The organism is Roseburia sp. OF03-24 (genome assembly GCF_003463035.1).
Classification (GTDB): Bacteria; Bacillota; Clostridia; order Lachnospirales; family Lachnospiraceae; genus Roseburia; species Roseburia rectibacter.
The window spans coordinates 20438-30172 of sequence record NZ_QSCK01000039.1; the positions used below are offsets into that span (position 1 = coordinate 20438).

Sequence of the window (9735 nt, forward strand, 5' to 3'; positions counted from 1 at the left end):
TATTGAAAAACACTCTCAATTACAACCCCTGCAATCGCTTGTATTCAAAAATAAATAGCGGTATAATATTTTTACAATATCCTACTAAAATACTAGGAAATAAAAATGTGAAAGAAAGGGGTATGATTGATGGATAGATCAATGTTAAAGATAAAAGATCTGACTGTGGGTGTGGAGGACAAAGAACTGCTGCACCATGTCAATCTGGAGATAAAACGTGGTGAGACGCATGTGCTGATGGGACCGAATGGAGCCGGAAAATCGACACTTGGCTATGTGCTGATGGGCAATCCGAAATATCAAGTTAAAGGGGGAATCATTGAATTCCTCGGAAAAGATATCACAGAGGAACCGGCGGATAAGAGAGCGCAGGACGGAATTTTCCTGTCATTTCAGGAGCCACTCGAAGTACCGGGACTGGCACTGGATTCCTTTTTAAATAATGCAGTGCGCAAACGGCGGGGAGATAAAGTGCGGATCTGGACATTTATGAAAGAAGTGGATGCTGCAATGAAGATTTTGCAGATGGATGAGTCCTATAAAAGCCGTGCATTAAACGTTGGATTTTCTGGTGGAGAGAAAAAGAAAACGGAGATTTTACAGATGATGCTGTTAAAACCAGAACTTGCAATTTTGGACGAAACAGATTCCGGACTGGATGTGGATGCGGTACGTCTCGTTTCGGCAGGCATTGAGGAATACCGGAAAAATAATGACAAAGGACTATTGATCATCACACACAGCACCAGGATCTTAGAGCATCTGCACGTGGATTATACACATATCATGGTGGATGGGCAGATTGTTGCGACCGGGGATGGAAGCCTGGTGGACAAGATCAACCGCGAAGGATATAAAGACTATCTGGCGTAAAATAAATTATGGTCAGCAGGAATAAAGATAGTGTGAAAAATAAGCTGCGATATAACCTGAAAACAGTGTGAAAAGTAAGCTGCAATAGAGCAGAAAACAGTGCAAAAAATAAACCGTGATAGAAATGAGGATGATCATGAAAGAAAAAACTTATGTAGCGGATATCGACCGCACGATTTATGATATCCGGAATGATGATAAAGATGCATACCATATGGAAGCGGGATTGACGGAAGGGATCGTGCGTAAAATTTCAGATGAAAAAGATGATCCGGTGTGGATGCGTGAGTTCCGGATGAAATCACTTCAGATTTACAGACAGATGAAAATCCCGGACTGGGGACCACCGATCGACGGACTTGATATGGATCACATTGAGACTTATGTGCGGCCGAAAACACAGATGCGGGGAAAATGGTCGGAAGTGCCGGGAGAGATCAAAGATACGTTTGAACGACTTGGAATACCGGAAGCGGAGCGGAAATCATTGGCAGGTGTCGGAGCGCAGTATGATTCTGAGATGGTCTACCATCATGTGAAAGCGGAAGTGGAAGCACAGGGAGTTGTATACAGTGACATTGAGAGTGCGATGAAGGGCGAATATGCCGACATGATCCGCAGACATTTTATGAAACTGGTCAAACCGAATGACCACAAATTTGCGGCACTGCACGGAGCCGTCTGGTCTGGAGGATCGTTTGTCTATGTGCCACCCGGAGTGTCCTTAGATTTCCCATTGCAGTCGTATTTCAGACTGAATGCACCGGGAGCAGGACAGTTTGAACATACGCTTATCATTGTGGATGAGGGGGCATATCTGCATTTTATCGAAGGGTGTTCTGCACCGCGTTATAATGTGGCAAACCTGCATGCCGGATGTGTGGAATTATTTGTCCATAAAAATGCAAAGCTGCGCTATTCTACGATCGAAAACTGGTCAAAAAATATGTACAATCTGAATACAAAACGTGCGTTAGTCGAGGAGGGCGGAACGATCGAGTGGGTGTCCGGTTCTTTTGGTTCCCATACATCGTATCTGTACCCGATGAGTATTTTAAATGGAAAAGGTGCACACATGGAATTTACCGGCATCACGTTTGCCGGTAAAGGGCAGAACCTTGATACCGGTGCAAAAGTAGTGCAGAACGCGCCGGATACTTCTTCCTACATCAATACAAAATCAATCTCAAAAGATGGAGGAATCAGTACATTCCGCAGTTCCGTAGTCATTGGAAAAGAAGCGAAAAACAGTAAGGCGGCAGTATCCTGTGAATCTCTTATGCTGGATGGTATTTCAAGATCAGATACAATCCCGGCAATGGATATCAAAACCGCTATGGCGGATGTCGGGCATGAAGCAAAAATCGGCAGGATCAGTGATGACGCAGTTTTTTATCTGATGTCACGCGGCATCAGTGAGCAGGAGGCACGCTCAATGATCGTCAGCGGATTTGCGGATGATGTATCGAAAGAACTGCCACTGGAATATGCACTGGAAATGAACAATCTGATCCAGCTTGAGATGGAAGGGAGCATAGGCTGATGGAAAAAGAATGGATTATAAACGAGCTTCCGGCAAAGACATGGAACTGGCTTAAGATGAATGAATCACAGGTTACGGCAGTTACAGATGCCATCCCATGCATACCGCAAGTTGGGGTGGAGACTTCGGATAATAGTAACGGAAAGCTGCCGGAGGGTGTAAGTTTTGAAAAAAGGGAAATAAAAAAAGGAATCAAAACCGGAATGGGAGCGCAGATATCAGAACTGGGCAGTCAGGATATGGCAGATACACTTCGGATCGAAGAAAATGTACAGATAAAAAGTCCGGTTGTTATTTCATATCAGTATGATGCAGAAAAAAATTACTTTAACCGCATGCAGATTATAGCTGAAAAAGACAGCGAAATAGAAGTTATTTTTATATTTTCCTCTGATAAAAATAGCAGTGGGACAGTGATACACCAGTTACTGGTTGATGCGAAAGAGGGAGCAAAAGTAAAAATATATGCCGCACAGCTTTTAGGTAAAAATGCATGTGCCCTACTTGATATCGGCGGTGCATGCGAAAAAGATACATCGGTGGCACTGCTTCAGATGCAGCTTGGTGCAAAAGATCTGTATGCGGGATGTCAGATTGAACTTGCCGGTGCACACAGTACATTTCGGGCAGACATTGGATATCTTGCGGATGGGAATGACCGTTATGACATGAACTATGTGGCAAGACATATTGGGAAAAAGACAGAAAGCCAGATGGATGCAAACGGCATTTTAAAAGGAAATGCGAAAAAACTGTTCCGCGGAACGATTGATTTTATCACAGGATGTGCCGGTGCGAAAGGTGCGGAGAGCGAGGAGGTGCTTTTGATCGATGAGGGTGTCGAAAATCAGACAATACCATTGATTCTCTGTGGGGAAGAAGATGTGGAAGGAAGCCACGGCGCGACGATCGGAAGACTTGATGAGCAGATGCTCTTTTATTTAGCAAGCAGAGGGTTCGACAGCGAAGAGGCAAAACGTCTTGTGGTGCGTGCAAGGGTTGACGCACTCTGTGCAAAAATCCCGTCAGAGGAGATACAAAAAGAAATCCAGATGATGCTGGATGCACAATGATCGCAAACAGCATCCGAATATGGATGGAGGATGATAAAGATGCCTGATTATAAAAAAGATTTTCCACTGCTAAGAGACAATCAGCTGGTATATTTAGACAATGCGGCAACCGCACAGCGGCCGGCGAAGGTACTTTTGGCAGAGCAGGAATTTTATGAAAAATACAATGCAAATCCCCTGCGGGGACTTTATTCGCTTGGTCTTGCAGCGACAGAACAGTATGAGTCTGCAAGGGAAAAGGTGCGTGATTTTATTCATGCAAAAAGTGAACGGGAGATCATTTTTACCAGAAATACGACGGAGAGTATCAATCTTGTGGCATACAGCTATGGACTTTCCAATTTAAAATCGGGGGATGAGATCCTTGTCACAATTATGGAACATCACAGCAATCTGCTTCCATGGCAGATGGTGGCGGAAAAGACAGGTGCAAAACTTGTTTATCTGGATTGTGAACAGGACGGAAGCCTTACAGATGAGGCAATTTCAAATGCCATCGGTGAAAAAACAAAGTTTGCAGCGATAGGACTGGTCTCAAATGTCCTTGGCAGACGAAATCCGGTGGAAAAAATCATAAAAATGGTGCATGAAAAAGGCGGTGTGGTGTTAGTGGATGCCGCACAGGCAGTTTTGCATGAAAATGTGGATGTCACGGCGATGGACGCTGACTTTCTTGCATTTTCCGGTCATAAAATGATGGCGCCGATGGGAATCGGTGTGCTTTACGGGAAAGAAGCACTGTTAGAGGAAATGCCGCCATTTTTAACTGGTGGAGAGATGATCGAGACGGTGACAAGAACTGGGGCAGTTTACGCTGAACTGCCACATAAATTTGAAGCTGGAACGGTCAATGGGGCAGGAGCCGCCGGACTTGCGGCAGCTATTGATTATATGAATGACATCGGAATGGATACGATTCAAAAGCGGGAAGAAAAGCTGACAAAAATGTTATTTGATGGCATGGATCAGATTCCGTATGTGCATATCTTAGGAAGCAGCAAACCGGAGGAACATGGTGGTATTTTAAGTTTTGTGATAGATGGTGTACATCCGCACGATATTGCTTCTATTTTAGATGACAGTCAGATTGCAGTTCGTGCAGGACACCACTGCGCACAGCCGTTGTTAAAACATCTCGGTGTGATGTCTTCCGCGCGTGTCAGTCTGGCATTTTATAATGACGAAAAAGATATCGAACGTTTCTTAGACTGTCTTGCCAGCGTTCGAAGGAGGATGGGATATGGAGAGTAGAAGTTTTTATAATACGATACTGACAGAGCATAATTTACACCCATTGCATAAACAGGTTTTAAAGGATGCAAACCTGGCGTTAGAAGGTGTGAATCCAAGCTGTGGAGATGATATTGTACTTCAGCTTAAGGTGGAAGATGGAAAAATAACGGATGGCGCATTTGCCGGAAGCGGGTGTGCTGTTTCACAGGCTTCTGCGGACATGATGCTTGATCTTATCATCGGAAGAACAAAAGAGGAGGCACTGGAACTTTCGGATATTTTTTTAAAAATGATTCATGATGAAGCGACACCGGAGGAAATTGACAGACTTGAGGAGGCATCCTCGCTTCAGGATATCTCTCATATGCCTGCCCGTGTAAAATGTGCGGTGCTTGGCTGGCACACGATGGAAGAAATGTTAAATGATAAATAATCTCACTTATTCGTGCGCCATCTTCTTCTGACAGGGGTATAATATAAACAATTAGAAACAACTAACAAAAGTTATGAATGACGTATCCAATTGTTCTGGAACGGTTCAAAACAGATTGTGTGCAAAGAATGCGCAGGAAATGGAGGTTCTGATGGGAAGATATTATCATTTGTCAAAGAAGCTGACAAAAGCACAGGTGGCAGAAGTAGAACGTGAGATGAGAGAGATCGAGGATGTGGAGAGCGTGGAAGTAAACGGTGATCATATGTACATGAAAGTGATCACAAAAGATGACGAGTTTTCCGGTGTGATGGGCAGGGCAGTCAATATCTGCAGCAGGGTTGCAGATGGGGCAGAATTGTCGTTTTCCGGATTTGCAGTGTGAAGCAGGGTGTGTGAAATAAGATCAGAAAGATATAGCCGACAGAAGGCGCGGTAAAATACTAATGTAAGTGCAGCAGATTTATGCGGAAATATATCAAAATCATTTGATATATTTCCGCATTTATATTTCCGCGTATTAACATGAACCGAAATGATTTTTGTGACAATATATCAGTGTAAGGACATAGTTCCTAATCTTAATCGCGACTAAGAGGAAAACACAATGACGATTCAGGAATTAGAGATATTTATAGAGAAGTATGGAAAAATCATAAGAAAAAATATGCCGTCAGGGACAGAAGCAGTATGCCAGAGCGGAACTGCGATAACCTTGAAATGTTTGCAGACAGGGAAACAGCCGATAAATACCTGAAAAATATTCTGGAAAAAACAGAAGCAGATGAAAATGGTGTCAGCGGATTTTTTAGAAACATTTTATTTGCAAAATAAGTCCTGACGGTTTACACTTTTTATAGTTTATAGAAGTAATTCATACACAACAAGAGAGGACTTATCACATGCCATCATTTGTAACCTTTTCGAACGTGGGCAAAATCTACCATACCGGTGAACTTGATATCACTGCTCTCCACGACGTTAACTTTGAGATCGAAAAAGGAGAATTCTGCGTTATCGTCGGTGCATCCGGCGCCGGAAAAACCACTATTTTAAATATTTTAGGAGGAATGGATTCCTTAAGCAGCGGACAGGTGTTTTTAGACGGACAGGAAATTTCAGGCTACGACAAAAAACAGCTTACTTCCTACCGGCGTTTTGACATTGGATTTGTGTTTCAGTTTTACAACCTCGTACAGAATCTGACAGCAATTGAAAATGTGGAGTTAGCCGCACAGATCTGTAAAGATCCGCTTCCGGCAGCAAAAGTGCTTGAGGAAGTCGGATTAAAGGATCGTTTGTCCAATTTCCCGGCACAGCTTTCCGGCGGAGAACAGCAGCGCGTGGCGATCGCACGTGCACTTGCCAAAAATCCAAAGCTCTTACTCTGTGATGAACCGACGGGTACTATATAAATAGTACAACACTATTCAAAAATAATACCCGTTATATTGTAATCGTTGTCAATCCGGATTTCCTTAATAGCGGATCTCCACAACGTTCTTTTTTCTTCACGGGTTAAAGTGTTGTATAAATTTTTAAAATCAGACTGCAGTAACCGTTCCACAGCTTTAAAATTTGGCGGCTGTTCCATTTCTTTGTCGTTTGGCATCTGCTTCAGGGCAGAGGTGTATATCTCATAGTCTTTTCGATACTCTTCAATGTCGATCAGATCATTTACATATAATTCCTTCAGTTTATTTAACTTTCGTTTTAAGACTGCTTTGCCTTTCGAGGAGGAAGAACGTTTTCTTTTCGCAGCCTGTATTTCCCAGTCGAGCTTGACGCGGTTAAATTCTTCGCTTAAGTGATCGAATAACCATTGTTCCACATAATCTTCGCGGATAGAATGATTATGTATACATCTGCCACGCTGCATGTGCTGTGCACAGCGGTAATAAACGATACCCTGGGAAAGATAGCCGTTTAATTTATGGCTGCATTCGTCGCAGACAAGAATAGAAGTAAAAAGGTATATGCGGCCGGATGGAGCAGTGTGAACGTTCTTTTTTAAAAGAGCCTGTACCCGGTCGAATTGATCGCGGTTGATGATGGATGGACAGAAGTTCGCATTGTATCTGCCGCCGCGGTTATATACACCGGTATATAATTCTTCCGTTAACATCCGGTGGAAAGTAGCGTAGCACCAGTTGATGCCGTATTTTTCACGGATATATTTTGTCGTAGCGCGTTGTGATACGGAGGATTCAAAATAGCAGAATGCATCTTGTACAATAGCGGCATCGTCTGGGATGATTTCCAGTCTTTTTTCGTTGTTTACACGAAAGCCGTAAGGACAGCTGCCGGATACAACGGTACCATGTGCAATTTTGCTGTCGAATACAACATCAATTCGCTCTCCGTCAATATCTGCTTCATTTTGGGCGATGGATAATTTTACGTTAATATAAAGCCGGCCGTTTGCAGTGGTTGTATCATATTCTTCATCCGTTGTTTTCCAGTTGCAGTTGTGGGCCTGTAAGATCTCCATAACTTTGTAATAATCTGCAACAGACCGGAACCAGCGGTCGAGCCTGGCAAAGAGCAGGATATCTACTTCGTTGCGTTTGACGGATTCCATCATGCGCTGGAATTCTGTTCTTTTGTGCAGATTTTTGCGGGCTGTTTTAGCGGCATCTATATATGTGCCGGTGATGATCCAGCCGTGTTCTTTTGCATATGTTTCTAACCGTTCCTGCTGGGCTTCCAGTGAAAGTCCTTTGATTTTCTGTTCTTCTCCGGAAACGCGGATATATAATGCGACCCGGATCACTGCCGGACATAATTCTTTCTTTTTCATGTGATCACCTGCATATTTTAGTGCACCCCGGAAGTATTTTGATACAACCGGGGTGTCTTATTATTTTATCGAAAAATTTTTGATCATTTCCAACGTACCAGTAGAAGCAAGACAAATGCCGTTGATATAATAAAGATACACCCAGCTTTTCCGCAAGAAGAAAGGTCGTGGGACATGAAAATAAAATACATATATCACAATAACCGCAAAATATATGCAATCTATTATAGATGCAGTAAAACCATGTATTATAATCTTAACTTTACCGGTACAATATTTGTAATTGTAAATAAGTAAGCGGGATTGCTGGGTGTCCCGTTCAGGGATTACCCAACACCGCGTTTGACATCTTTTTCAATTGGTGGAAACAGTTTTTCCAATTCTTCCGGTGTATCCGGCACGCTGTCATATAAAGAAACGTCTGGTTTCGGATCTGTAACGGAATTATATTTTGAAATCATCCGCTCTAAAGCTTCCCAGTCTTTCACATCGAACAGTGCAAATGTTTTAAAAATGTTTTTGGCAAATTCATTTTCCCCATGCATGATCTGATCGATCATAGTACTGTATTCAGATTCGTTACTGGTAAACATATCGCCGGTACCATTCAGTAGCCATTCTTCGCTGACATTAAATTCACTGCATATCAGTTTGTATAAGGATAGTTTCTGCTCTGGTTTTTTAAGGCGGTTTAATTCGATGTTGTTAATTGTATCACGACTGACACCAAGACGATTTCCGAACGATTCCATACTTAATTTTAAATATTTTTTTCGAAGTTCTCGTATTCTCTCGTAAGTTTCCATTATATAAAGCACCTCCCTTCTGTGTATTGTGATTTTAATATACAATATAAAAATCTGTACGTCAACACAAAAAATAAATAATTAAAATTATAAAAGTGTTGACATACAGAAAATAAAATGCTAATATCTGTTTATAGACAGAAAATGATTTGCAAAAAGTGTTGAAATGCATAAATGAAAGGAGAACTTTATGAGAGACGATAAGAAAAAGGAACTGATTACAAAATCAGCAGAAGAATTTTCAAAGTTGAACGAGGATAACAAAATGTTCATTTTAGGTTATATGTTCGGTATCCAGCAGGAACGCCAGAGAGCGGATCGTAAACAGCCGCAGACAGCATAAGGAGGTGTCGTGGATGAAAGTGCAGGGGACATTTAATACGCAGCGCTTTTTTGAAACGCTTGCGCGGATCATATCGCAGCGGGAAAACGTGACAGTCACTGTAAGAGTAACGCCGCTTGAAAAAGAAGAAGAGCAGCATCCGGCACTGGAAAATGTCGGATAGATATGAGAGATATCAGAAAGCAGGTGATAACATGGATCGGGACAACAAGCGAGAGATAACAATCTCCATTTCGGAATCTATATATGAAAAATTACAGGGGGCGGCAAAACAATTATCCGGATGGGAACATGAACAGCTCCAGGGAACAGAACGTGAGATATCCGATTCATGGGAACCGGAGGATGTGGTGACAGCGGCTGTGATCACATGGCTGTCGGAGAGGAGAGAGTAAAATGAAGCGTTTAGCTTGTTTAGTTTGCTTAACGGTAATATTGATTGTTGGTCTGATGATCGGAGTATTAGGTCTTTGTTTAATAGCTAGCGCTGTCATTGGACATGTAGAAGTTGTAGCGGTAGGAGCATTACTTATTGTTAATCTTGCATTGCTTGATTTGTGTCGTTCCTTATAGGTATGAGAGGACCTTCTTTATATGAGAGAATTTATTATTATTGCAGTAAGCATCGTGT

At 42.4% G+C, this 9735-nt stretch carries 13 protein-coding genes and 1 pseudogene; 12 read left to right on the top strand and 2 right to left on the bottom strand.

The window, feature by feature from the left end; all coding sequences use genetic code 11:
• Positions 1-129: 129 nt before the first annotated feature.
• From sufC to DXA60_RS16420, 8 genes and pseudogenes are all read left to right on the top strand, one after another.
• A complete protein-coding gene (sufC, locus tag DXA60_RS16390; RefSeq protein WP_186899303.1) occupies positions 130-873 on the top strand; it encodes a Fe-S cluster assembly ATPase SufC in 744 nt (247 codons plus the stop codon).
• Between the two features lie 136 nt (positions 874-1009).
• Positions 1010-2416 carry a Fe-S cluster assembly protein SufB gene (gene sufB / locus DXA60_RS16395; RefSeq protein ID WP_117922388.1) on the top strand — a complete coding sequence of 469 codons (1407 nt, stop codon included), beginning with the start codon at positions 1010-1012 and terminating at the stop codon, positions 2414-2416.
• Positions 2416-3489, top strand: a complete 1074-nt coding sequence (locus DXA60_RS16400; RefSeq protein WP_117922389.1) for a SufB/SufD family protein — start codon at positions 2416-2418, stop codon at positions 3487-3489. The genes sufB and DXA60_RS16400 overlap by 1 nt, the downstream gene beginning before the upstream one ends.
• Positions 3490-3528: 39 nt before the next feature.
• The gene (locus DXA60_RS16405) at positions 3529-4740 is read left to right on the top strand and encodes an aminotransferase class V-fold PLP-dependent enzyme (protein WP_117922390.1); all 1212 of its coding nucleotides are present in this window, start codon (positions 3529-3531) and stop codon (positions 4738-4740) included.
• On the top strand, positions 4730-5155 hold the full coding sequence (gene sufU, locus DXA60_RS16410) for a Fe-S cluster assembly sulfur transfer protein SufU (RefSeq protein ID WP_117922391.1): 426 nt from the start codon (positions 4730-4732) through the stop codon (positions 5153-5155). The genes DXA60_RS16405 and sufU overlap by 11 nt, the downstream gene beginning before the upstream one ends.
• A 151-nt stretch (positions 5156-5306) precedes the next feature.
• Positions 5307-5540, top strand: coding sequence for a hypothetical protein (locus DXA60_RS16415; protein ID WP_117922392.1), 234 nt, complete (start codon positions 5307-5309; stop codon positions 5538-5540).
• Positions 5541-5845: 305 nt separating this feature from the next.
• Positions 5846-5989 carry a hypothetical protein gene (locus DXA60_RS18715; RefSeq protein ID WP_158570894.1) on the top strand — a complete coding sequence of 48 codons (144 nt, stop codon included), beginning with the start codon at positions 5846-5848 and terminating at the stop codon, positions 5987-5989.
• A gap of 68 nt (positions 5990-6057) precedes the next feature.
• A pseudogene (locus DXA60_RS16420) lies at positions 6058-6567 on the top strand (ABC transporter ATP-binding protein); the annotation flags it as partial.
• A 14-nt stretch (positions 6568-6581) separates the two neighbouring features.
• On the opposite strand, the gene DXA60_RS16425 reads toward DXA60_RS16420, so the two are convergent.
• Both DXA60_RS16425 and DXA60_RS16430 read right to left on the bottom strand, forming a co-directional pair.
• Positions 6582-7955 carry a recombinase family protein gene (locus DXA60_RS16425; RefSeq protein WP_015560081.1) on the bottom strand — a complete coding sequence of 458 codons (1374 nt, stop codon included), beginning with the start codon at positions 7953-7955 and terminating at the stop codon, positions 6582-6584.
• Positions 7956-8281: 326 nt separating this feature from the next.
• Entirely contained in the window at positions 8282-8761 is a 480-nt protein-coding gene (locus DXA60_RS16430) for a helix-turn-helix domain-containing protein (protein ID WP_015560082.1), read from the bottom strand.
• 190 nt (positions 8762-8951) lie between these two features.
• Here DXA60_RS16430 and DXA60_RS18720 point away from each other — a divergent pair, with 190 nt between their 5' ends.
• Genes DXA60_RS18720 through DXA60_RS18725 form a run of 4 tightly spaced genes read left to right on the top strand, consistent with a single transcriptional unit; the run spans position 8952 to position 9677 of the window.
• Positions 8952-9104 carry a hypothetical protein gene (locus DXA60_RS18720; RefSeq protein ID WP_015560083.1) on the top strand — a complete coding sequence of 51 codons (153 nt, stop codon included), beginning with the start codon at positions 8952-8954 and terminating at the stop codon, positions 9102-9104.
• Positions 9105-9117: 13 nt separating this feature from the next.
• Positions 9118-9267: a hypothetical protein gene (locus tag DXA60_RS18910; RefSeq protein ID WP_015560084.1), complete on the top strand. Its 150-nt coding sequence runs from the start codon at positions 9118-9120 to the stop codon at positions 9265-9267.
• A gap of 31 nt (positions 9268-9298) precedes the next feature.
• Positions 9299-9499 (top strand): hypothetical protein, encoded by a 201-nt coding sequence (locus DXA60_RS16435; RefSeq protein WP_147345402.1) that lies wholly within the window; start codon positions 9299-9301, stop codon positions 9497-9499.
• A 1-nt stretch (position 9500) separates the two neighbouring features.
• A complete protein-coding gene (locus tag DXA60_RS18725; protein ID WP_022111727.1) occupies positions 9501-9677 on the top strand; it encodes a hypothetical protein in 177 nt (58 codons plus the stop codon).
• The last annotated feature ends 58 nt before the right edge of the window (positions 9678-9735 follow it).